The sequence below is a fragment of the Blautia sp. AM42-2 genome, from assembly GCF_003480245.1.
Classification (GTDB): domain Bacteria; phylum Bacillota; class Clostridia; order Lachnospirales; family Lachnospiraceae; genus Fusicatenibacter; species Fusicatenibacter saccharivorans.
Window position 1 is genome coordinate 130775 of record NZ_QUIM01000006.1, and the last position, 22943, is coordinate 153717.

The 22943-nt window shown below is 46.2% G+C and carries 21 protein-coding genes; 16 read left to right on the top strand and 5 right to left on the bottom strand.

Translation table 11 applies throughout. The annotated features are described in order from the left end of the window. Positions 1–17: 17 nt before the first annotated feature. The 5 genes from DW915_RS08955 to DW915_RS08975 all read left to right on the top strand — a co-directional run bounded on the left by DW915_RS08955 (position 18) and on the right by DW915_RS08975 (position 6412). Positions 18–884, top strand: coding sequence for a class I SAM-dependent methyltransferase (locus DW915_RS08955; protein ID WP_118594863.1), 867 nt, complete (start codon positions 18–20; stop codon positions 882–884). Between the two features lie 217 nt (positions 885–1101). Further along, positions 1102–2388, top strand: a complete 1287-nt coding sequence (locus tag DW915_RS08960; protein ID WP_118741991.1) for an aminotransferase — start codon at positions 1102–1104, stop codon at positions 2386–2388. A 130-nt stretch (positions 2389–2518) separates the two neighbouring features. Further along, positions 2519–3937 carry a L,D-transpeptidase family protein gene (locus tag DW915_RS08965; protein ID WP_117814127.1) on the top strand — a complete coding sequence of 473 codons (1419 nt, stop codon included), beginning with the start codon at positions 2519–2521 and terminating at the stop codon, positions 3935–3937. Positions 3938–3992: 55 nt separating this feature from the next. Beyond that, positions 3993–5042 carry a D-alanine--D-alanine ligase family protein gene (locus DW915_RS08970; protein ID WP_118741992.1) on the top strand — a complete coding sequence of 350 codons (1050 nt, stop codon included), beginning with the start codon at positions 3993–3995 and terminating at the stop codon, positions 5040–5042. Then, positions 5039–6412: a UDP-N-acetylmuramoyl-tripeptide--D-alanyl-D-alanine ligase gene (locus DW915_RS08975; protein WP_118741993.1), complete on the top strand. Its 1374-nt coding sequence runs from the start codon at positions 5039–5041 to the stop codon at positions 6410–6412. The genes DW915_RS08970 and DW915_RS08975 overlap by 4 nt, the downstream gene beginning before the upstream one ends. On the opposite strand, the gene DW915_RS16435 is transcribed toward DW915_RS08975, so the two are convergent. Continuing rightward, the gene (locus DW915_RS16435) at positions 6340–6609 is read right to left on the bottom strand and encodes a DUF6783 domain-containing protein (protein ID WP_334294918.1); all 270 of its coding nucleotides are present in this window, start codon (positions 6607–6609) and stop codon (positions 6340–6342) included. The genes DW915_RS08975 and DW915_RS16435 overlap by 73 nt on opposite strands. Here DW915_RS16435 and DW915_RS16440 point away from each other — a divergent pair. Then, positions 6508–6738, top strand: a complete 231-nt coding sequence (locus DW915_RS16440) for a DUF6783 domain-containing protein (protein WP_334294919.1) — start codon at positions 6508–6510, stop codon at positions 6736–6738. The genes DW915_RS16435 and DW915_RS16440 overlap by 102 nt on opposite strands. Here DW915_RS16440 and DW915_RS08980 read toward each other — a convergent pair. Further along, the gene (locus DW915_RS08980) at positions 6656–7393 is read right to left on the bottom strand and encodes a lysophospholipid acyltransferase family protein (RefSeq protein WP_118741994.1); all 738 of its coding nucleotides are present in this window, start codon (positions 7391–7393) and stop codon (positions 6656–6658) included. The two genes, DW915_RS16440 and DW915_RS08980, sit on opposite strands and share 83 nt — an antisense overlap. Positions 7394–7569: 176 nt before the next feature. Between DW915_RS08980 and DW915_RS08985 the strand changes: the two genes are divergently transcribed. Together DW915_RS08985 and DW915_RS08990 are read left to right on the top strand one after the other, a co-directional pair. Continuing rightward, positions 7570–7992: a protease complex subunit PrcB family protein gene (locus tag DW915_RS08985; RefSeq protein ID WP_022461788.1), complete on the top strand. Its 423-nt coding sequence runs from the start codon at positions 7570–7572 to the stop codon at positions 7990–7992. A gap of 15 nt (positions 7993–8007) precedes the next feature. Continuing rightward, positions 8008–9561, top strand: coding sequence for a DUF3794 and LysM peptidoglycan-binding domain-containing protein (locus tag DW915_RS08990; protein ID WP_055228028.1), 1554 nt, complete (start codon positions 8008–8010; stop codon positions 9559–9561). A 78-nt stretch (positions 9562–9639) separates the two neighbouring features. On the opposite strand, the gene DW915_RS08995 is transcribed toward DW915_RS08990, so the two are convergent. Both DW915_RS08995 and DW915_RS09000 read right to left on the bottom strand, forming a co-directional pair. After that, on the bottom strand, positions 9640–10083 hold the full coding sequence (locus DW915_RS08995) for an ImmA/IrrE family metallo-endopeptidase (protein WP_055219960.1): 444 nt from the start codon (positions 10081–10083) through the stop codon (positions 9640–9642). Positions 10084–10088: 5 nt separating this feature from the next. Continuing rightward, positions 10089–10505 carry a helix-turn-helix domain-containing protein gene (locus DW915_RS09000; RefSeq protein ID WP_055219958.1) on the bottom strand — a complete coding sequence of 139 codons (417 nt, stop codon included), beginning with the start codon at positions 10503–10505 and terminating at the stop codon, positions 10089–10091. Between the two features lie 250 nt (positions 10506–10755). On the opposite strand from DW915_RS09000, the gene DW915_RS09005 reads away from it, so the two are divergent. The 8 genes from DW915_RS09005 (at position 10756) to DW915_RS09040 (ending at position 21897) form a co-directional block, all read left to right on the top strand. After that, a complete protein-coding gene (locus DW915_RS09005) occupies positions 10756–17718 on the top strand; it encodes a DNRLRE domain-containing protein (RefSeq protein ID WP_118741995.1) in 6963 nt (2320 codons plus the stop codon). A 76-nt stretch (positions 17719–17794) separates the two neighbouring features. Then, positions 17795–18277, top strand: coding sequence for a hypothetical protein (locus DW915_RS09010; RefSeq protein ID WP_055228026.1), 483 nt, complete (start codon positions 17795–17797; stop codon positions 18275–18277). A 96-nt stretch (positions 18278–18373) separates the two neighbouring features. Further along, positions 18374–18793, top strand: a complete 420-nt coding sequence (locus tag DW915_RS09015; protein ID WP_118741996.1) for a phage holin family protein — start codon at positions 18374–18376, stop codon at positions 18791–18793. Next, positions 18790–19509: an N-acetylmuramoyl-L-alanine amidase gene (locus tag DW915_RS09020; protein ID WP_055228024.1), complete on the top strand. Its 720-nt coding sequence runs from the start codon at positions 18790–18792 to the stop codon at positions 19507–19509. The genes DW915_RS09015 and DW915_RS09020 overlap by 4 nt, the downstream gene beginning before the upstream one ends. 118 nt (positions 19510–19627) lie before the next feature. Further along, positions 19628–20110 carry a hypothetical protein gene (locus DW915_RS09025; protein WP_055228023.1) on the top strand — a complete coding sequence of 161 codons (483 nt, stop codon included), beginning with the start codon at positions 19628–19630 and terminating at the stop codon, positions 20108–20110. 20 nt (positions 20111–20130) lie between these two features. Continuing rightward, on the top strand, positions 20131–20616 hold the full coding sequence (locus tag DW915_RS09030) for a hypothetical protein (protein ID WP_055228022.1): 486 nt from the start codon (positions 20131–20133) through the stop codon (positions 20614–20616). A gap of 99 nt (positions 20617–20715) precedes the next feature. Next, a complete protein-coding gene (locus DW915_RS09035) occupies positions 20716–21273 on the top strand; it encodes a hypothetical protein (protein ID WP_117814136.1) in 558 nt (185 codons plus the stop codon). A gap of 141 nt (positions 21274–21414) precedes the next feature. Next, positions 21415–21897, top strand: coding sequence for a hypothetical protein (locus tag DW915_RS09040; protein ID WP_055228020.1), 483 nt, complete (start codon positions 21415–21417; stop codon positions 21895–21897). 64 nt (positions 21898–21961) lie between these two features. Here the strand turns inward: DW915_RS09040 and DW915_RS09045 are convergent, their stop codons facing one another. Continuing rightward, positions 21962–22810, bottom strand: a complete 849-nt coding sequence (locus tag DW915_RS09045; protein ID WP_118666551.1) for a LysR family transcriptional regulator — start codon at positions 22808–22810, stop codon at positions 21962–21964. Positions 22811–22943 lie beyond the last annotated feature (133 nt).

Sequence of the window (22943 nt, forward strand, 5' to 3'; positions counted from 1 at the left end):
GAAAGGAAACCAATAAAATGTGGATAGCAGATGGATGGAAAGATTATGAAGTGCTGGATACGTCCGGCGGAGAAAAACTGGAGCGGTGGGGAGATTACCTTCTGGTAAGACCAGACCCGCAGGTCATCTGGAACACGAAAAAAGAAAATCCGGGCTGGAAAAAGAAAAACGGCCATTATCACAGAAGCAGCAAGGGCGGCGGAGAATGGGAGTTTTTCCATCTGCCGGAGCAGTGGGAGATCAACTATAAAGACCTGACCTTCCGCCTGAAACCGTTCAGCTTTAAACACACCGGCCTTTTCCCGGAGCAGGCAACGAACTGGGACTGGTTCGGCGATCTGATCCGTCGTGCCAACCGCCCGATTAAAGTGCTGAACCTGTTCGCCTACACGGGAGGCGCAACGCTCGCAGCGGCCGCAGCAGGCGCAAGCGTCACACATGTCGATGCATCCAAAGGCATGGTCAACTGGGCAAAAGAGAACGCTGCCGTGTCCGGCCTTTCGGACAAGCCGATCCGCTGGCTTGTGGATGACTGCACCAAATTTGTCGAGCGCGAGATCCGCAGAGGCAACCACTACGACGCGATCATCATGGACCCGCCGTCCTACGGAAGAGGACCAAAGGGCGAGATCTGGAAAATCGAGGAGTCGATTCATCCGTTCATCAGGCTCTGCACGCAGCTCTTAAGCGATGACCCGCTGTTCTTCCTTGTGAATTCTTACACGACAGGACTTGCACCGGCTGTCCTGACGTACATGATTTCCCTGGAATTAAAACAGTACAAAGGCCACGTAGAAGCACAGGAAATCGGCCTTCCGGTCAAGTCGACCGGCCTTGTTCTGCCGTGCGGTGCATCGGGAAGATGGCAGTCTGACAACGTTTAAAACATCTTTTGGCAGCGGACGTATGTCCGTCATACGAAAAACATTTGGCTGAATTGCAGGAAATGAAGTATAAAACTGCAAAAAGTGGGATAAAATGCCGAAAAGTGCATAAAACATGCAAGTTCTCCTTGACAGAAACTCATGATCTGGTAAAATGGTCTTTAGTTGAGCAAGAAACCTGAAAAACGGGTAAGGAAAGTACAAGGGAGGACGTTTCATGAAACCGTATATCGAATGGACCAAAGAAGAATTAGTTGCCGAGAAAGCCAGACTGGAGCAGGAATTTGCAGAGGTAAAAGCAAAAGGCCTCAATCTGAATATTTCCAGAGGAAAACCTGCAGCAGCCCAGTTAGATCTCACGGAAGGAATGCTTACCGTTCTCTCGAAAAATGAAGACACCTTCGCAGAAGATGGAACCGACTGCCGGAACTACGGCGTGCTGACCGGTATTCCGGAAGCAAGAAAACTGATCGGAGATATCTGTGAGGTTCCGGCGGAAAACGTCATCGTTTACGGAAACGCCAGCCTTACCATTATGTTTGATACCGTAGCACGTTCGTTCCTGAAGGGCGTTGCAGGCTGCACTCCGTGGAACAAGCTGGACAAAGTAAAATTCCTCTGTCCGGTACCGGGCTATGACCGTCACTTCGGTGTAACCGAGTACTTCGGCGTTGAGATGATCAATGTTCCGATGACACCAGAAGGACCGGACATGGACATGGTAGAAAAACTCGTTGCAGAAGATGACGCCATCAAGGGAATCTGGTGTGTACCGAAATACTCCAACCCGCAGGGCTACACCTACTCCGATGAGACCGTCAGAAGATTTGCAAACCTGAAACCGGCAGCCAAAGACTTCCGTATTTTCTGGGATAATGCATATATCATCCATCACCTGTATGATGACAGACAGGATCACCTGCTGAACATCATCGAGGAGTGCGAGAAAGCCGGAAATCCGGATATGGTCTATGAGTTCGTATCCACCTCGAAAGTAAGCTATCCGGGAGCCGGAATTGCAGCTCTCATTTCTTCTGAGGCAAACCTCAAAGAGGCACAGGAGTACATGAACTTCCAGATCATCGGTCATGATAAACTGAATCAGCTGCGCCATGTAAAATTCTTCCAGAACCTGGACGGCGTGATGAATCAGATGAAAAAGCATGCTGAGATCTTAAGACCGAAATTCGAGGCAATTCTGCAGGTAATGGATCAGGAGCTGAGCGGCCTTGACATCGCTTCCTGGACAAAACCGAACGGTGGATACTTCATCTCCTTCGATGCGATGGAGGGATGTGCAAAGAAGATCGTTGCAAAAGCAAAAGAGGCCGGTCTTATCATGACAGGCGCGGGCGCAACGTATCCATATCACAACGATCCGCAGGATTCCAACATCCGTATTGCACCGTCCTTCCCGACACCGGAAGAGCTGGAAATCGCAGGTCAGGTATTCGTGCTGAGTGTCAAACTGGTCAGCGTGGATAAGATTCTGGAAAGCAAATAACAGATAAGTAAAAATACAAAAGCCGGATTCTCCCGGGGGACACAGTTTTTGTGAACTCTGGTGTGGGAGTTCCGGCTTTTTTCTATCAGAAAGTTAAAAAGAAATTTTCTATGGGACAGAAAGGAAAAACATGAAAAAGAAAGTAATAGGAATTGCCGCAGGACTCATACTCCTTGCGGCCGCAGGCGGTTACGCGGGCGTGGGGCATTACTATGCATCCCACTTTTTCCCGAAAACCGCGATCAACGGACTGAACTGCGCAGGGCTGACCGCAGAGCAGGTCAAAGAGGAAATTCAGAAGCACATTGTGGATTATACACTCAGCATTACCGAGCGCGGTGGAAAAACAGAGACATTAAGCGGCACGGAGATCGGCCTCACGTATGTGGACGACCACGCGGTGGAAAAACTGCTGGAGTCCCAGAATACTCTTGCATGGCCTGCATTCTATTGGAAAGAGAAAGAAAACCAGGTGGCGGCGGACTCTGTCTATGACAAAGAAATGGTGCAGGAAAAACTGCAGACGATGGAAGGGTTTCAGGAAGAACAGCAGGAAGCGCCGACGGATGCGTATCTGACGGATGACGGAACCTCGTACGTCATTGTGCCGGAAACAGAGGGCGAGCAGGTGGACTATGAGAAGGCGGAGCAGGCTGTCATCGAGGCGCTGGATGCCGGAGCGGCGAGCGTGGATCTGGAAGAAAAAGATGTTTACCGGAAACCGGGCATTACGCAGGATGATGAAGCACTGAATGGGGAAATGGCGGAACTGAACCACCTGACAGCGGCGCGGATCACGTATGCAATCGGTGAAAACAGCTATGCCATAGACCGGGCGACCTTACAGAGCTGGCTCGTACAGGGGGAGGATGGAACCTACACGATTTCGCAGGACGAAGCGGCAGCTTTTGTGCGCCATATGGCGTATGAGACGGACACCTTCGGGCTGGCGCATACCTTCAAAACGAGTCTTGGCGCGACCATTAACCTGAATGCGGGCGGCGATTACGGCTGGTGCATCGACAAGGAGGAGACAATGCAGGCACTTCTGCAGGCGATCGAGGACGAAACACAGGGAAATCTCGACCCGGTTTACCTCTATACGGCCAATGACCGCTCGGCAAATGATATCGGAAATACATACGTCGAGGTGTGCATTTCCCAGCAGAAAATGTGGTGCTACAAGGATGGCGTTCTGGTGACGGAAACACCGGTCACAACCGGCAATCATGCGACGGGCTATGATACACCGGCGGGCAGCGTCTGGGCGGTGGATGCGAAGAAAAGTGACTGTGATTTCAAGCTCTATCCGAGCCATGTCATGTTCTGGCTTCCATTTAACGGCGACGTCGGAATCCACGATGCGAGCTGGCGTACCGAGTACGGCGGGGACATCTATCTGACGAACGGATCCCACGGATGTGTGAATACCCCATACACAGAAGCAGAAAAAGTGTTCAATGCTATTGAAATTGGTGACCCGGTTATCGTATACTATAGCCTGGATGATGTAACCGGGCCGCAGCCTACACAGAAAAACAGCCTGTAGGAAAAACGCTTAAGCATCACAGCAGAAGCACATCAAATAAAGGAGATTTTGATAGATGAAAATAGTAGTATTAGCTGGAGGAACCAGCACGGAACGTTCGGTATCCATTACATCGGGAACTATGGTCTGCAAGGCACTCCGCGAGAAAAACCATCAGGCAGTTCTGGTAGACGTTTTCTGCGGTATCGATGTGAAGGGGAACCTGGAAGATGTATTTGCAGAGGAGGCGTACGATATAGACAAAGCAGCAGAATATATGCACAGCTTTGATGCAGGATTAAACGAAATGATCGAATCCCGCCGCAGATTTTTCGGACCGAACGTACTGGAACTCTGCGAGGCAGCGGATGTTGTTTTCCTTGCCCTGCATGGCGCAAACGGAGAGGACGGAAAGGTACAGGCTACGTTCGATCTGCTCGGCATTCCGTATACCGGAACGGGCTATTTAAGCAGCGCCCTCGCAATGGACAAATCCATCACAAAACAGTTCTTCCGTGCACACCATGTGCCGACCCCGAACGGCGTGACCCTGAAAAAAGGCCAGGAGAGCGAGCCTTTGTCCGGCTTTGGCCTGGAGCTTCCGGTTGTCGTAAAACCGTGCTGCGGCGGTTCCAGTGTCGGTGTCTATATTGCACACACGAACGAAGAATACTGGCAGGCTATGAAGGATGCTTTCTCCTACGAACCGGAGGTTGTCGTTGAGGAGTATATCGAGGGAAGAGAGTTCTCCGTTGGCGTGGTAGACGGAAAGGCTTACCCGATCATCGAGATTGCACCGATCGAAGGCTTCTATGATTACACGAACAAATACAAAGCCGGAGCTACTGTTGATACCTGCCCGGCCGTACTGACGGAGGAGCAGACGAAAGAAATGCAGAAGCACGCAGAGGACGGCGCTGCCGCTCTCGGTATCGAAAACTACTGCCGTCTCGACTTTATGATGCGCAAGGACGGAAGAATGTACTGCCTCGAGGCAAACACCCTTCCGGGCATGACCCCGACCAGCCTTCTGCCGCAGGAGGCACAGGTACTCGGCATTTCCTATCCGGAACTCTGCGAGCTGCTGATTCAGCTTTCGCTCAGAAAAAGAGGTAAAAACGAATGAAAAATATGACACTTGCGCATATCGCAGAGGTGTGCGGCGGAACATACTTCGGACCGGAAGAAAAGAAAACAGAGGAAGTCGCCGATATTGTGACGGACAGCCGGAAGGCGGGAGAGGGAAGCCTCTTCGTTGCAATTCAGGGTGAGCGTGTGGACGGCCATAAATTTATCCCGAACGTGGCTTCCCAGGGCGCACTTGCTGTCATTTCCGAGCAGAAACTTGAAACACCGCCATGCCCGTATATCCTCGTGAAGGATTCCATGGAGGCCATTAAAGCAATGGCAGAATACTATATGCAGCAGCTCAATATTCCGGTTGTCGGCATTACGGGAAGCGTTGGAAAGACCAGCACGAAAGAGACGATCGCGTCGGTGCTGGCGCAGAAATACCGTGTGCTGAAAACGGATGCGAACTTCAACAATGAGCTGGGCCTGTCGCTCACTGTTTTCCGTCTGCGTGAGGAAGATGAGATGGCGGTTCTCGAGATGGGAATCGACGATTTCGGCCAGATGCACCGTCTGGCGAAGATCGCACGCCCGGAGACCGCAGTCATTACGAATATCGGCTGGTGCCATCTGGAAAATCTGAAGACGCGAGGCGGTATTTTACAGGCGAAGACCGAGATCTTTGATCATCTGCGTGAGAACGGGCACATTATAATCAATGGGGACGATGATAAGCTGTCTACTGTTGGAACGGTTCACGGCATCAAGCCGGTTCATTTCGGATTGGATGAAAAGAACGAATATTATGCCGATGAGATCGAGAGCCAGGGCTTCCGCGGCATTTCCTGCCGGATTCATACCCCGCAGGGGAGCTTTTCTGCACTGATTCCGATTCCGGGACGCCATATGGTTTACAATGCGCTGGCCGGAACCGCAGTCGGATGCACGTACGGGCTGACGCTGGAGCAGATCAAACAGGGAATCGAGACACTGCAGTCGGTGAGCGGAAGATTCCACATCATCGAGACAGGAAAATACACCGTTGTCGATGACTGCTACAACGCAAACCCGGTTTCGATGAAGGCATCTCTCGATGTTCTGAAAGAGGCGAAGGGAAGAAAAGTGGCCGTGCTCGGCGATATGGGCGAGCTCGGAACCGATGAGGCAGCACTCCACGCCGAAGTCGGCACACACGCCGGAACCTGCGGCATTGACGCCCTCTACTGTGCGGGACCGCTCTGCGAGCATCTTGCAAAAGCGGCAAAAGAGGCAGACCCGAAACTGGAAATCCGCCACTTCGCAGACCGCGAAAGCCTGATGGCAGAACTGCCGAAACTCTTACAGGACGGCGATCAGATTCTGGTAAAGGCATCGCACTTTATGGAGTATGGAAAGATTGTGGAGATGCTCTCCGCAGAGAAATAAGAGTATAAGACAGAAAAAGAGCCGGACACTTCTGGAAAAAAACAGAAGGGTTCGGCTCTTTTTCTAGAGCGTGTCTGAAAAAGGCTTTTCGCAAGCTGCGAGTCCCAGTTTGTGGGAGATTTTGTCCGAATGAGGGCGGCGTAGCGGGCTACGGCAACCGAATGAGGGCAAAATATACTGCAAAGTGGGGCTTGCAGCTTGCGGAAATGATTTTTCAGACACGCTCTAGGCCAGTCATTGATTTTATCTTGCCGGATTTTCTTTCAGCTGTTCCAGCAGAATGTTTTTCGTATAATTTCCAATCTCTTTTTTCTCTTCCTTCGTAAGCTCACCCGGAAGAATCGGCTTGCCGTACGTTACGGTAACGTGGGTACCGCGGATCTTCGGAAAGTGTGCTTCCAGAATATTTCTGGAACCGGAGATGGAAAGCGGAATGATCGGGCAGCCGGTTTTCGTTGCCATCTTGAATGAACCGTTGTGGAACTCGCCGAGCTCCAGCTCGCTCTCCGTCTTGCCGCGGGTACCCTCCGGGAAGATACAGATGGAAGTGCCGCTCTTGATCTCCTCACATCCGGCAAGGATCATCTGCAGACCCTGCTTGATGTCGGAACGGTCGAGAAACAGGCAGTGGATGAGTTCCATCCAGTTCTTTAAGAGCGGAATGCGCGCCAGCTCCTTTTTCGCTACGAATCCGCAGGAGCCCGGAACCGTTGTGTAGGTTACAAGGATATCGAAATAGCTGCGGTGATTGCCGATGTATAGAACAGCCCGGTCATTCGGAATATTTTCCTGTCCTTCCACCGTGATCTTCGTGCCGGCGAAAAACAGAATCACGCGGAAAATCCAGCGGATCAGCGCACGGCTTACCTTGTCACAGACCTCCGGCTTTTTCTTCCGGATCAGAAGCAGAACAAGAAGCACCGGGATCGACAGAATCAGATACAGAAAAGCGGTCAGAATGACCAGAATAAAACGAATCATGAATCTTTTTCTCCTCTTGGTAAAATAGTGATATTCAGTTATTGCGTACTTTTCAGTATACGTCATATATGGGGCGGGTTGCAATAACTTTCGTCTTTTTCGGAAAAAGATTTTGCGTCATAGAAGACGGTGGCCCGTCATACAATGGATAGAAAGAGCAGGAAGCGGCGTTTGGAATGATGAAGAAAAAGAGACGGGGAAGAGTTCTTCTGGCGGCGGTGATCCTGATGCTCCTGGCATCGTGCCGGATCACAGATGTGAGCGAGGGCGAGCGGAAAGAACTGTCGTATGCAATTGTAAAGCCGGGCGATTTTCCGCCGGAAATCGATCAGATTTTGCGCAGGAAAAAAGAATCCGCGTTCCAGATGGCGTACGAGAGCGGGGACGATCTCTACATACTGCGCGGCTACGGAAAGCAGAAAAGCGGAGGCTTTTCCATACAGATCGAAGAAGTATCGAAATCGGAAAACGCCGTTTTCGTGCGGACAAAACTCGTCGGACCTGCCGCAAAGGAGGAGCAGAAAGGCGCCGCCTCCTGCCCTTACGTCGTGCTGAAAACGAAAGCGGCGGCGGGAATCTCAGTCGTATTTGAGGATTAGAGTGGGAGGAGCCTTATGGATTTTGTAAAAAAGATTCTGCATCAGATCAGCAGAAAAAGCGAAGCGGTGTCACAGATTACGTTTGATGAGGACTACAATGTGCCGGACGCACGGCCCGATGTGGGGCGGATGATTCAGAAAAAAGGCGAGGTGACGATCGGGGATGTACAGATTTCGGAAGGAAAAGCGCGTGTATTCGGCGGCCTCACCTTTCATCTGCTGTACGTCTCCGACGGCGAACGGCGCCGGATCTGCCAGCTCTCCGGCGAGCTTCCGATCGACGAGACGATCCATCTCGATGGTCTGACAGGGGGCGACAAGGTCTGCATCACCTGGGAAGTGGAAGATCTGAACCTGCATCTCATCAACTCGCGGAAGCTGGGCGTGCGCGCGATCGTCACGCTGCACGCGTGGATCGAGGAACTGTGCGACCTTGCCGTGCCGATGGAAATCCGCGGGGAGAGCGACGTCGCGGTAAAAAGGCAGGAATACCGCGTGGTTGAGCTTGCAGTGCAGAAAAAAGATGTGCTGCGTGTCAAAAAGGAGCTTACGATTCCGTCCGGCAAGCCGGAATTGCACGAGATTCTCTGGCAGGATCTGGAAGTGCGCGGTCTCGATCTCCGCTCTGAGGAGGGGCGGGTCAGTGCGCAGGGAGAACTCTTTGTCTTCTGTCTGTACAGCGACGGCGAGGAGGATCACCCGCTGCAGTGGGTGGAGCAGGCGCTCCCGTTCCAGGCAGAAGTGGAATGCCAGGGCTGCATCTCCGAGATGATCCCGCGGATCGAAAGCACACTCGGCCAGACCACACTCGAAATCCAGCCCGATTCCGACGGCGAGGAGCGGGTCCTGCAGGCGGAGGCCGTACTCGAACTTGACATCTGTCTGTATCAGGAAGAAACCGTATCACTTCTGCAGGACGTTTACCATCCGCACCGAGAATGCATTCCAAAAGTGCAGGAGGAGACTTTGGAGAGCCTTCTGATCCGCAATTCCTCCAAATGCCGCCTGACCGACAAACTGCAGATGCGCGTGCCGAAAAATAAAATTCTGCAGATCTGCCACAGCAACGGCAAAATCAAGATCGACGAGGAAAGAATCGTAGAAAACGGCATCGAAGTAACCGGCGTGGTGGAACTCAGGGCGCTCTATGTCGTGAGCGACGATGAAATGCCATTCTACGCCGCCGAAACCGCCCTCCCTTTCCGCCACACCATCGAAGTCCCGGGAATCGGACCAGACTGCCGCTACGAACTCCAGTCCTCCATTGACCAGCTCTCCACAACCATGCCGGACAGCAGCGACATCGAAGCCAAAGTCGTACTGAACCTGAACGCCCTCGTCTTCCGCCGCAGAAAAGAGATGGTAATGCAGTACGTCGAAGAAAAAGACCGAGATCCGGAAGAACTGCAGAGCCTCCCGGGCATCACCTGCTACTTCGTCAAGCCGGGGGATACACTGTGGGATATCGCAAAGAAATTTTATACGACAACGGAAAAAATTCGGGAACTGAACGACCTTAAAACCGAAAATCTTACGCCGATGCAGCAGCTTTTAGTAGAGCGGGTATAGTAGGAAAAGACAGCCTCCTGCCTTAAGAATGGAGTCAATCCATCAGGCAGGAAGCTGTCTTTTTGTGAGTTAACGAAATTACAATATTTTGATATGAGAAGCTTTTAAATCAATCAATCTTTGCGCATAGCCCGTAATCCGTGATATCTGCTCTGAGGTATAGCCCGCAGAAAGATATTCTGAGAAAGTGTCATCAGGCAGGAGCAGCTCAATGGCAAAGGTATCAGCTTCGGTTTCATATTCTGCCGTTTTTAAATGAGTTCTGGTATCCATAAAGATGGCATTTGCCTTTTTATGGAGAAACAGATGCCCAAGTTCGTGTGCCAGAACCAGTGTGCGCTCCTGCTCGGAAAGAGTTTCATCGAGATAGATGATATGGTTTCTCTGAAAATACTGATAAAAACCACGGACTCCGCTTAAAGGAGCATCCACGAGAATCACATTCAGTCCACGGACAATTTCAAAAGGATTCCGTGACTGGAATCGGTGAGCGATCTGATTCGCTCTTTTTTTTATGTCCATAGACATCAGTCCTTTTTATATTTTTTCGGTGTGTATTTTTCTTTGTTCTTCTTTTTTGCGAGTTCCATACCGATCTGCATTGCCGAAAGAATGGAATCGATGGCTTCCGGGGAAGCGGGATCGCCGTCAAACATCAGCCCCTCCTGAGAAAGAAGCTGTTCTTTGGTGCGGGCGAGGATTTTTTCAATATCCCGTTCGTCACGGGAAGTCAGTACCGGATCTGGTGCAGGTTCCTCTCCGTACATCAGATATTGAGGGGAAAGACTCAGATAGTCGGCAATTTTGGAAAGACGCTCAGCGGGGAAGGATCCTTTTTTTAGCTGACCGACATAACCGTTGGAAAACCCAAGGTCTTTTTCCAGCTTCGATATTGGAATTTTCCGCTCTTTACAGATTTGCTTTACACGTTCTACGCAGTTCATAACATACCTCCAATAAAAAAAAATAGATAAAAGCCTAAAAAATGTATTGACAAAATAGAGGATACTCTATATAATGAGATCAAATTTAGAGAAAAACCTAAAGATAGAGAAGATTATATTTCTATATTAGAGTTTCCATAGAGAAAAGTCAATAGGTGATTCTCTAAATTTAGAACTTTATCAGAAGCGCGCAGATAAAGTATTTACGAAACCAGAAACAATACAGGATGAAGAAAAAGGAGAAATTAAAATGAGTCAGAAAACAGATCGCGTAATCTCGGAAATTTTACAGAAACGAGACCGTTTTACCAAAAACTTCCGAACAGAAAATCATGGCGGTGCAGCCGTCATTTACGGATACCCGGTTCATTATAAAGAAGGAGAAGAGTGGAAGGAAATTGATAACAGACTGGAAAAAACAGAAAACGGTTATCAGAACCATGCATCCCGGGTAAAAGTCCATTTTGCAGAAAGCAGTAATGCAAATGAAATGGTTACTATTGAAAAAACGGGAAGAAAACTGAGCTGGGGATTTCTGGCAGAAAAGCAGAAAAAACAGAACATCCGAAGCCAGGCGGCAGTACAGGCACAGAAGCGTGAAGCTGTATTTCAGCCGGAAAATCTCTATCCGACAGAAGAAGGAATGCAGAACAGAGCCGCAGTGCAGAAAACAGAAGAAAAAAGCGTGGAGCAGGAAAATCAGGAAAAAATGAGTGTTCCGGGTCTTGTGGCTGCCGGACATTATGCAGAGATTGCAGAGAATGTAGATCTGGAATACAAAATCATCGGAGAACAGGTAAAAGAAAACCTGATCTTAAAATCGGTAAAAGCAGCAGCTCTTGAATATTCGTTTTCCCTGCAGTTCCCGGGGATGATGATTGTCATTCGGGAAGACGGAGGAATTGACCTGATTGATGAAGAAACAGAAGAAGTTTTTTATTATTTTGCCCCGCCGTGTATGTACGATGCAGCCGGAAATTATTCGGAACAGGTACACTATGAACTGGAAACCGATGCGGAGCAGCATTGCAGTATTTTAAGCGTCGTACCGGATCAGAAATGGCTTCAGGACGAAAACCGAGTATATCCAGTTGTGATTGATCCATCGGCAGAAACCTCGAAAACAAATAGGGCAATTGACGATACGTTTGTCCGAGAAAAAAGTCCGGACAGCGCGGTGGTAGCTTCTTATGGTTCTTTTACCGTAGGCCATAACCGGGAATATGGAAAATGCCGTTCTTTCCTGAAATTTACCAGCTTGCCTGCAATGGAACCTGGAGCGGTTATCTACGATGCAAAAATCTATGTATGGCAGTACCGGTATTCTTCGGACAGCAACCAGCCGTTTTTTATTACCGCCCATAAAGTAACGGGAGGATGGAATCCGGGATCAACCACATGGAACAATCAGCCGGCATATCAGTCGAATGTACTGGATTACTGCAGTGTAAAGCAGGTACAGTCCGGTAATACAATTACCGTTACACCGTGCGGATTCAACGTAACAAAACTGGTGCGTGAGTGGTATAACACAGGGGTAAATCATGGAATTGTTATCGCGGCACAGAATGAGACACCATATCAGGAAGCCGTTTTCATTTCTTCTGATTATCCATCCAATAACTCTTATGGAATTACTTCCGAGTATTTCCCGCAAGGAATCTTTTATTACCGTAGTACAACAGGACTCGAGGACTATTACAGCTACCATGAGCAGGATGCCGGACGCGCAGGCCATGGCTATGTTAATGACTTCAATGGAAACCTTGTATGGGTGCATGAAGATGCGTCAACCAGCGGTGGACTGCTGCCGATTCATATCCGTCATGTGTATAATCTGTCAGAACGGAGTAAAAACAACCGTATGGGAAAAGGCTGGAGAATGAACTTCATCCAGGAAATGGAAGCCACAGGAAACGCAAACTTCCCGTATGTCTACACAGATGGAGATGGAACCCGGCATTACTTTTATAAAGATACAGCGGATGGAAATAAATTAAAGGATGAAGATGGACTTGGATACGAGCTGACGCAGACAAGCTCTTCCGACGGAGATTCTTATTACATCATGAAGGACAAAAACGGCTGGGAATATGCGTTTGGACATGACAAGTACATGAGGAGTATCAAGGATTCCAACGGAAATCTGCAGAAAGCGCAGTACGGCCCGTCCACAGCAGGAAACTATCTGGCATATCTGATTGACCCGACCGGTGCAAGAATGGACTTCGGATATGGAAAAGACAATAACCTGGGCAATCTGAATGCGAATGGAAGAAGCATTTATTTTTCCTATGACAGTGCAGGACATCTGACCAGAATTAGTTATCCGGATAATAAAAGTACGGAATTTTTCTACGATGGAGATATTCTGGTGAGCGTACAGAATAATGATGGGCGACAGATTTCATATAAGTACCAGGATGACTGCGGAGTAAAACGAGTGTCAGAAGTTTTTGAACATACAGGACCACAGAATGGGCAGAGAATGAAAATTTTCTATCGAAATGGAAATACTACGGTGTTTGAAACACAGGGATTGGATGGGGAAATCAGTCGGACAGGTGATAATCGAAAGTTTACCTACCACTTTGACAATTTCGGCTGCCCGGCGGATGTGTCGGATGAAGATGGTGCTGCAAACAGTTATCAGTTTTTACGGGAAGGAAGAAAGAATAACAAGCTGAGCAAGACAGGAACGCTGCAGAAGGTTGTGAAGAATTGGATGGAGCCAGAACCATATTTTGTACAGTGGGATAAGATTAAAACTGGAAGTGAAAATGCGATCGCTGACTTAGATATTCCAGACGGATTTCCAGTTAAAAAATGCTGTATCATAAGTAAGAATACAGTAAACGGAAGAAATGGATTTTCAAAGAAGCAGGTTTTAGAGAAAGGAACTTATACTTTTTCTTGCTATGTTAAGGTTGAAAAATGTGTACCAGATCCAGAGAAAAAACGTTCCGAGTGCGGTGCCGGAATTTTACTTTCTTCCGGAAATACAGAGAAAATGGATCTGGTAACAGAGGTGAAAGATACAGATTCGGATGAATGGACTCGTGTATCGGTAACTATTACGATTGCATCTCAGACGGAGGTAACTACCGCGTTTTTCTTGGATAATATGCAGGGATGGGCTTATTTTTCCTGCTTCCAGCTGGAAAAATCGGCAGCGGCAAATAAATTCAATATGTTACGGAATGCGTTTTTTGAAGAGGCATTTAATGCAACCGGAGAAAATGGCTGGAAATTAAGTCAGGGAGAAAGTGCAGACCAGATTGTAACAGATTCAGTTAAAGGTAAATGTGCAAGATTACGAGGAAACTTGTCCAAAAACAAGAACCTGATGCAGACCGTAAAGGTGAGCGGAAAAGAAGGCGATGTATTTGTGTTCGGATGCAGTGTGAAAGCAGACGCCATTCCGGGCCGAATCTTCCGTGTTCGTGCAGTGGTTCATTTTACCGACAAAACAACGACAGAGACAATTGTGAACTGCAATCCGTATGTGACAGAGTGGCAGTTTGTCAATGGCGTAATCCTGACCAGGAAAGATGGTTCCACAACAAATAAGACCTACGAATCCATTCAGATCTATCTCGAATACCAGAAACAGCAGAATGATGCATTCTTTACCGGCTTGCAGCTGATCCGTGATGATGCGGAAAGTTACGTGTATGATGCAAATGGAAATATTGTAAGTGCCAAGACAGCAGCAGAGCAGAATGCATTTACCTGCAACAAAACAGACCTGCTTTCCAAAATGGTTAAAGTGACCGGCTCTTCGTTTGAGTATGAATATGATGGAAAGAAAAATATGACGGCGGCAAGAAATTCAGAGGGAGTTCAATACCGTTATACCTATGATACCAAGGGAAATCCGCAGGACGTAGTGATTCATCATGACAGGGTAAGTACGTCGGTAATGGCTGGCAGAAGTTATTATATTCGCCACAGAAAATCTGGTAAGTATATCGATGTAAAAGATGCATCTAATAAAGACGGAGCAGCAGTTCAGCAGTATGAGTTTTCGGGAAGTTCGGAGCAGAAATGGCATATTGAGGATGCTGGAGAAGGATATATTATTTTCAAAGCATTTGACGGAAATGGGACATATGTACTGGATATCGGAACGGATGCAAATGGGGCAAAGGCGAAGTTAGCTGCATACGCAAACAAAGATTCACAGAAATTTCGTATCAAACCAGTAGGAGAAGGAATGTATTTGATCACAAGTAAAATTTCTAAGGACAAAAAAGCGATTGATCTTCCGAGAGCACAGCTTGATAATTCGATTCAGTTACAGATTTGGGATCAGTCAGAAACACATCCGAATCAGCAGTGGTATTTTGAGCCTGTTGTATATGAACGAAAGAGTGACCAGCCGATTTCCGGCGGGATTTATATGATGCGTCTTGGATACAGTGGACAGTATATGCAGGTAAATGGAACAACAGCGGGATCAACAGTTGTTCAGAATCGGTATTTAGGAAAAGAAGCACAGATGTTTCTGATTCATGGAGATGAAACAGGTGGATTTTTCCTGGAACCGGCCAATGCAGAGGGAAAAGCACTTTCTATGGCTTCGGATGGAACACTCACGCTGCAGGTGAAAAATACATCGGACAGCAAACAGAAATTCTGGTTTGAAGTGAGTGAAGAGGATAAAAATAATTATTGCATCAAACAGAACAGCCGGTATTTTATGATTCCAAGTCTCTCACATGAAGAGAATACAGCAATTAACGGAGCATATCCAACAGTAGAATCCATGAGTCCACAGGAATTTATTTTGGAGAAATGCAGCGAACGTATGACGGCGCAGTATACCTACACGGCAACCGGCCGAAATGTAAAAACACTGACAGATGCCAGAGGATTTGTAACAACAAACGAATACGACAGCAAAGAACGCCTGCTGACGGGAGTTACCGATGCAAAAGGGAATAAGGTAACGTATACGTATGATACCAAGAATGACCTTCTGACCGGTGCGACGGCTTCTGATGGAACAAATACGGTAAAACTGGGTTATACGTATGATGAAGGTGACCGGTTAAAAACGATTGCCCACAATGGATTCGAGTATACCTATGAATATGATTTCCTCGGAAATCAGACCAGAATTCTGGCAGGCGGAAATGCACTGGAAGAATACGATTATCTTCCGTCGGACGGACCGCTCAGCGAAGTAAAGTATGCGACAGGAGAAGTGCTGAAAAACAGCTATGACAAGTACGAGCAGATCGTGGAGCAGAAGTGGAATGGAACGACAGTCTTCCGAAATATCTATGATGACTATGGAAATGTATTTTACCATGAGGATCTGGAAAACGACAGAAAGATTTTCTTTGACTATGACATGATCCAGAGAATGGCAGGATACCGCACAACAGATGGAGAAACGGCGCGCATTCAGTATGACAACAAGAACAGACGCACAGGCATGGTACATCAGATTGATGACAGCAAAATTTCAACATCGTGCGTATTTGGAGAGGTTGGAAAAGCACAGGCACCGGATGTGATTTATCAGATCAAGGTAAATGATGCAGTCAAAATTTCGTATACCTTTGATACGTTATGCCGCGTTACCAGAAAAACTATTCATCTGAAAGATAAAACGTATCCAGTTGACTATACTTTTGTACCGGGAAGAAAAGCGGGAATTACAACTTTACTTCTTAAAGAAATCAACAACAACGGAAAGAAACTGTCATTTACTTACGACGCAGTAGGAAATATTGTTACGATTTCCGAAAATGGTGTTCAGAAAGTAAAATATACGTATAATGCTTTGAGTGAACTGACCCGTGTGGATTCTGTATGGGAAAATAAGAGTATTACGTATACCTACGATGCCGGAATGAATATGACGTCGAGAAAAGAGTATTCCTATACAACGGGAACACTTGGCACTGCGGTAAAGACAGATCTGTTTACTTACCGTACTTCAGGATGGAAAGATCAGCTTATTTCCTACAACGGCAGCAGTATTTCTTATGACGCAGTCGGAAATATCACAGCTTATCAGGGAAAAACACTGACCTGGTACAGAGGAAGCCTGCTGCAGAGCCTGACTTTAAATGGAAAGAAAGCAGTTTACTATTACGACAGCGAAGGACACAGAGTCCAGTGGAAAGACCTGAACGGAACCAGCCATAAGAACTATTGGTGCGGAAACAAACTGATGGGAACCAAATATGGAGATGTACTGGTTCAGTTTGTTTATGGCGCGGATAAATCCCCAATGATGCTGAAAAAGGGAGAAAAAGAGTATTATTACTTGTACAACAGCCAGAACGATGTCATCGGACTGATTGACAGCGATGGAAAACAGGTAGTAAACTATTCTTACGATGCATGGGGAAAACAGACAGGCCTGACCGATACCAGCGGAGAAAATATCGGTAAACTCAACCCGTTCCGTTATCGTGCTTACTGCTATGATGACGATACTAAACTCTATGTCACCGCGAGCCGCTATTACGATCCGGAACTGTGCAGATTCCTTTGCGCGGACAACTTTGATGTTGCAAAAGCGCAAATGTTCAGCATGAACGGAAAGAACCTTTATGTGTATTGCTGCAACAATCCGGTGAATGCGGTAGATGAGGAAGGCAGTTTAGCACAGGTAGTAGGGGTGATCGAAAAACTGCTTGAAACACCGTACGGAAGATTTTTAATATTCGGGCTGCTGGGAGGAGTCACATATTGGCTTCAATGTGAGCTTAGCGGGGAAGATGTAACAATGGAAGGACTGTGTGTTGCGGCTATTTCGGGAGGTATTAATGGCGCTGCTGGTGATATCCCAACAGCTATATTGGTGAGCTTTATGGGAGGCTTTTATTTAGAGTATAGGGAGACAAAAGATGCGAAGAGAGCTGTAGCAGCTGGAGTTTATGATGGGATTTCAACGTTTTTAGTGCCAAGTACTTATAATATTTACGTAAAAAAAATGTCAGAGGAAGTGGCGCTCTCTGTTTTTTCGGATCTTTTTCAAACACCAATACTTGGACATGGAAAAAGTGGCGTTTTGGATGGGATTTTTGGAAAAACAAAGAAGCAGGAAAATAAAAATGGATCAACACTTAAGAAAAATAGCAACAGCAATTTTAGTACGAAAAAAAATGGGAAAACAAAGAAAAACTGGCAAAATAATAAGCCTGCGATTTCAAAAAAAATGCAAGATATAGGACTTCCGGCACTTAGATAGAAAATCTATAAATCACCTTTGCACAAGATGAGAGTACCTTGTGCAAAGGTAAAAGTTAAATTAGTAGGTGGCAAATATGAAGGTAGGATATCGTGAATTTTATAAATATTTTAGTATATCGGTGTTTATGGGGTGCGGATACCTTATGCTGAATTTTTGGGAAGAGGCCAAAGGTCAAATTAGTTCCTATAATATGCAAGATAAAGCATTTATGATATTTTGGTTTATGATTTATACTTTTGGTGTAGCATATGGAATTATAAATGCTTTAACCAGTATTTATATTTATGAATGGGGAATGCAGATCTCATTTTTGAAATATAAGAAAAAAATTGAATGGGAAGAATTTTCTGTTATACGAAGATATCATAATCATTTTTTCTTTAATATGTCCAAACAAAAAGATCCAGGTCCGTATTGGGCAATGTTTCATCCATTTACTAGTTTTGTAATATTTGATAATTCGCGAAATCGTTCTGTTCATATTATACCGCTCAGCGCCGACGAATTTTGTGACCTCCTCACTTCATACGGTGTCAAGTATACGGAAAGTAAATAACATACAAAAAGAGTGGAAGTGGCTGTAAGATCCCACGAATTACCAGCCACTTCCCTTTTTATACGCAAATTTAGAAAAAGAAAGAAGGAAATGCCAATGAAATCAATTTATCGCACGATCATTGCCGCAGCAGGCAGCTTCCTTGCGGCACAGTTTGGAGGCTGGGATGCTGCGCTGGAAACGCTGGTCTGCTTTATGGCAATTGATTGGATCACGGGAGGTGTTCTGCTTCCTGTCGTTTTTAAAAAGAGTCCGAAATCTGAAAACGGAACATTGGAGAGCCGTGCGGGATGGAAAGGACTTTGCAGAAAAGGTATGATGCTGTTCTTTGTGCTGATCGCGGAAAAACTGGATCAGCTCACACAGACCAATTACCTGCGGGATGCCGTCTGCATTGGATTTATTTTAAATGAAGCAGTTTCGATCCTGGAAAATGCAGGACTGATGGGAGTGAAAATTCCTGAGATTCTGCGGTCGAGGATTGATGTGCTGAGAAAGGAGGAGCAGAGCAAATGAGGATTGACAGAAGCTATTGCAGTAACCAGAATACCTGGCCGGAAAATCATCCGCAGTGTATTGTGGTACATAATACAGACAACTTTGCCGCCGGAGCCGATGCCCGCGCACATGCAAGAGCGCAGTACCAGGGAAATTTTCAGGATATGTCGGCGCATTATTACGTAGATGACGGAGAAATTGCTTATCAGGCTGCGCCGCACAGCAGAGGATGCTGGCATATCGGGAGAAATTATGGAAGTAAAAATCTGTTCGGCAGATATGGAAACCGGAACAGCATCGCAGTTGAGATGTGCGTGCAGAAAGGATATGATTACGAAACCGCATTTTTACATACAGTGGAACTGGTGAAAGACCTGATGAACGAGACAGGGATTCCGGCAGATGCAGTTTACCGGCATTACGACATCTGTAGCAAAAACTGCCCGTCCCAGATTCAGAAGCGGGGAGACTGGGAGCGGTTCCAGCGTCTGCTTCGAGAAACGGAAAACGGCGGTGGAAAAAGTGAATACAATCCCGGCATTTACCGTGTAACGGACCCGGCACTAAACATCCGCACAGGCCCCGGAGTAGAATACCCAGTGGTGGGAGTCATCAAAGATCAGGGAAGTTATACGATCACAGAAATCAGAAACAAAAGCTGGGGCAGACTGCTGTCGGGAGCGGGATGGATCAACTGTCATAAAGCATATTGTTTTTACGGAGGAAGCGTGTAAAACGCCATCTTTGACAGTTGAGTAAAATATTGGATTTCTAAATTTCTCTATTTCCTTTTACTCATGAATTGACATAGAGTGAAAGCTGGGGGTAAACTGTTTTTTGATGGAGGCAAATATGAGAGCAGGATATCGTAAGTTTTTTATGTTTGGACAAGTTGCTATATTAATAGGCATCGGGTATCTTATGACAAGATTTTGGGAAGAAGCAAAGAATCAATGCGAATTATATAATTTGCCTCAAAAGCTTTGGGTAATATTGGGAATGATGTTTATTTGCGGGATAGTGTCATGGGGAAGTGTAGATGCTTTAACACGTATTTACATCCATAAGTGGGGAATGGAACTTGCCTTTTTGGGATATAAGAAAAAAATTGTATGGGAGGATTTTTCCGTTATACAAAGATATAAAAATCATTTTTTCTTTAACGTATCAAAACAAAAAGATAGCGGTCTGTTTTTTTCAACATATCATCCATTTACTAGCTTTGTGATATTTGATAAGTCAGAATTTAGTTGTGTCCGTACTATGCCAATCAGTGCCGACGAATTTTGTGAACTGCTCACTTCGTACGGTGTTGAGTATGCGGAAAGTAAATAGAAATTGGAGGCGAAGATCGAATGAAAGTAATATGGGATGATTTGGGTAGAAGTATAAAGTTGATTGTGTGTGCTATGGGTAATTATTATTTGGCGAGTATATGGATAAAAGAAAAAGCCCAGATCCAATCGTATTCATTGAAGGAAAGTATTATAGTACTGATAGGAATGATGTTTTTTATTGGCTTATTTGGTGTTGCTGTAACTGTAGAACTTCTAAGACAAATTTACATTTACGAATGGGGAATAAAGCTATCTTTTTTGAGGTATGAAAAAAAGATAGAATGGGAAGATTTTACTGTGATACAAAGATACAATGATCATTTTTTCTTCAACATATCGAAACAGAAAGATGACAGTTTGTTCTGGTGTACCTATCACCCATTTACCAGTATCATGATATTCGACAAGTTCCGCGGACCGGGCTGGGGAATCATACCGCTCAGCGCCGACGAATTTTGTGAACTCCTCACTTCATACGGTGTCAAGTATACGGAAAGTAAATAACCTACAAAAAGAGTGGAAGTGTTCTGAGTTCTGTTGTTTTTACGGGGAAAAGAGAGTAGTATAAATACATGTATAATTACAGCTTTGGAGGAAAAACAGTTGCTTGACTGGATTAATGTTTTTAAAGTAAACCGGAAAATTAAATCCCGTCTCTGGCCGTGGATCAAGATTATTTTGAGTATTATTCTTTTCTTTGCGGTATTTTACGGGGATACGTATGTTCACATTCTGGATAAAACAAAGACGGGACGAATCGTGGAAGCACTGATTCTGGTTGTGTTTTCGTTTCTGGACTATCTGGTCTGCTTTATTTCCGTAGCTGAAATGGACTGCCTGAAGGACCGGCGGTACGCGGCGGCGAAAGAAAGCGGCGAATTTTATAAGGTTTCTGAAATAGAAAGCTCTCTGTTTAATTATGTACCGCGTACCTATACGATTTATTACCGGAGGGGTAGCAGAAGACTTACATTCGGTGTACGGACAAGAACGACAGGAAATCCGCTGGAAATGGGAGGCAGGGAATATTTCATAGGACCGACAGGAAAGCGGGAACAGATCGTGAAAGACCTCGATGCGTTGATGAAAGAAGTAAAAAAATACGCAAGATTTGACAAAGTCCTGGTACAGACAGTGAACGGAGAACCGGTAAAGAGATGATGATGCCGGTTCTCCGTTGGTTTTTGTAAATGGATTGACAAGGAGAGAACTTGCCATACGAAGGGATGAACTTTCAGAAGTAATTGAAAAATACCAGATTGAGTTAAAAAAAGTAAAGTAAGAGAAGGTGAATAACGAGCAATGAAAATAAAAAGTTTTCTGCCATCCAAAATAATTGCATGTATGGAATGCTTTGGGCTTTATGTGACATTAGTATATTTGTTTGTTGAACTAAAACCTGAAAAGCATGAAGCAGTCATTTACCTATGTTTTCTCTATGGGGTGATATGTCTCGGATTAACCGTGATATTCTATAATCTTCGAAGAGTATATTTTTATCGGGAAAAGTGTGTTCTTCATTTTGGAAAATATTCAAAAACAATTTCGTGGGATGAATTTGAAGTAAAACGAATCGTTCAGTTTAAAAAAGATACATGGCATGAAATTTGTTTTTCTTTATATCCAGGTATAGACGAGCATAACATGGATTATTTTCATCCGTTTACGATTGTTATAATAACGTTGGAAGATGGTTATTATTGGGCTGACGGATTGTTTATGAAAAGTGAAGATATTGTTCCTGTTCTGGAAGATTATGGAATTCAATTTACAGAGAGAAAATAAGGAAGAGGGCAAACAGTAAACGGAGAACCATAAAGCGATGATGCCGGTTCTCCGTTTTTTTCTGTCACCTTTCCAGAAACTGATGCGCCCAATGCCCAGCGTCCGTATTTTTGAGGTAGACGACATTCAGTTCGTGCGCCCCGGTGAGCGGGGGGCAGAAGAAGCGGCCGAAGCGGGGGTCGTCTTTGACGACGGCCTCGTAGACGAAGCTGATGCCGCAGTTTTCGCGGACGAGTTCTTTTAACAGCTTAAAGGAACTGATGCAGGCACAGTCGGAGAAGGCGCTGACGTGGTAGCCGGACTGGGTGAGTTCGCGTTCGAGAATTTTCCGGGTGCCGGAGCCTTCTTCGCGGAGGATCAGGCGCTCGGAGAAGAGATCCGGGATGGGGATCTGCTTTCCGGCGAAGGGGTGGTCTGCGGCGCAGATGCCGAGATACGGTTCCTCACGGAGCAGGAAAAAGTCATAGCGCTGCTTGTCAAAAAGCCCTTCCAGGACAACAAAATCGAGTTCGCCGTCTTCCAGTTTTGCGAGAAGATGGGCCGTGTTGTCGACAAGAAAGTGAAGCTGCTGGTCCGGTTTTGCAAGAAAGCGGCGGATTTCCGGCAGCAGAATATAATCGCCGATGGATTTTGTCGCGCCGATGCGGAGCAGAGTCTTTGATTTTTCGTGAAGACGCGCGAGAAGCATTTCTTCGTTGTAGCGCAGAGAAAAAGCATACTGCTCGAGAAGGTCGCCTTCCCGCGTCTTCTGCAGCCGCCGAGCCTGGTACGTAAAGAGGCGGACACCGTACTGCGCCTCGAGCGCCTGAATGTGCTTGCTGACGGCAGGCTGCGAGAGATGGAGCAGTTCGGCGGCGCGGCCGTAGTGCATCGTCTTGCAGAGCGTCAAAAAAGTTTCCAGTTTCTGATCCATAAAAACTCCTTTGTAAAATTCTTCATAACAAAATGGAATGAATGCATTCTTGGTTATGCGTTTATTTTATCATAGAAGCATATTAAAATAAACGGGCAAAGAGAGAAAAAAGGAAAAAGAAAGCTGGAGGAAA

What these genes read in the sequence shown, in the direction of transcription:
- DW915_RS08975 (WP_118741993.1), top strand. Translation starts at nt 5,039, where the DNA reads ATGAAAAATATGACACTTGCGCATATCGCAGAGGTGTGCGGCGGAACA.
- DW915_RS08995 (WP_055219960.1), bottom strand. Translation starts at nt 10,083, where the DNA reads ATGGACATAAAAAAAAGAGCGAATCAGATCGCTCACCGATTCCAGTCA.
- DW915_RS08980 (WP_118741994.1), bottom strand. Translation starts at nt 7,393, where the DNA reads ATGATTCGTTTTATTCTGGTCATTCTGACCGCTTTTCTGTATCTGATT.
- DW915_RS09010 (WP_055228026.1), top strand. Translation starts at nt 17,795, where the DNA reads ATGAAGGTAGGATATCGTGAATTTTATAAATATTTTAGTATATCGGTG.
- DW915_RS08985 (WP_022461788.1), top strand. Translation starts at nt 7,570, where the DNA reads ATGATGAAGAAAAAGAGACGGGGAAGAGTTCTTCTGGCGGCGGTGATC.
- DW915_RS09040 (WP_055228020.1), top strand. Translation starts at nt 21,415, where the DNA reads ATGAAAATAAAAAGTTTTCTGCCATCCAAAATAATTGCATGTATGGAA.
- DW915_RS08965 (WP_117814127.1), top strand. Translation starts at nt 2,519, where the DNA reads ATGAAAAAGAAAGTAATAGGAATTGCCGCAGGACTCATACTCCTTGCG.
- DW915_RS09025 (WP_055228023.1), top strand. Translation starts at nt 19,628, where the DNA reads ATGAGAGCAGGATATCGTAAGTTTTTTATGTTTGGACAAGTTGCTATA.
- DW915_RS09015 (WP_118741996.1), top strand. Translation starts at nt 18,374, where the DNA reads ATGAAATCAATTTATCGCACGATCATTGCCGCAGCAGGCAGCTTCCTT.
- DW915_RS09020 (WP_055228024.1), top strand. Translation starts at nt 18,790, where the DNA reads ATGAGGATTGACAGAAGCTATTGCAGTAACCAGAATACCTGGCCGGAA.
- DW915_RS09000 (WP_055219958.1), bottom strand. Translation starts at nt 10,505, where the DNA reads ATGAACTGCGTAGAACGTGTAAAGCAAATCTGTAAAGAGCGGAAAATT.
- DW915_RS08955 (WP_118594863.1), top strand. Translation starts at nt 18, where the DNA reads ATGTGGATAGCAGATGGATGGAAAGATTATGAAGTGCTGGATACGTCC.
- DW915_RS09005 (WP_118741995.1), top strand. Translation starts at nt 10,756, where the DNA reads ATGAGTCAGAAAACAGATCGCGTAATCTCGGAAATTTTACAGAAACGA.
- DW915_RS08960 (WP_118741991.1), top strand. Translation starts at nt 1,102, where the DNA reads ATGAAACCGTATATCGAATGGACCAAAGAAGAATTAGTTGCCGAGAAA.
- DW915_RS09030 (WP_055228022.1), top strand. Translation starts at nt 20,131, where the DNA reads ATGAAAGTAATATGGGATGATTTGGGTAGAAGTATAAAGTTGATTGTG.
- DW915_RS08970 (WP_118741992.1), top strand. Translation starts at nt 3,993, where the DNA reads ATGAAAATAGTAGTATTAGCTGGAGGAACCAGCACGGAACGTTCGGTA.
- DW915_RS09045 (WP_118666551.1), bottom strand. Translation starts at nt 22,810, where the DNA reads ATGGATCAGAAACTGGAAACTTTTTTGACGCTCTGCAAGACGATGCAC.
- DW915_RS08990 (WP_055228028.1), top strand. Translation starts at nt 8,008, where the DNA reads ATGGATTTTGTAAAAAAGATTCTGCATCAGATCAGCAGAAAAAGCGAA.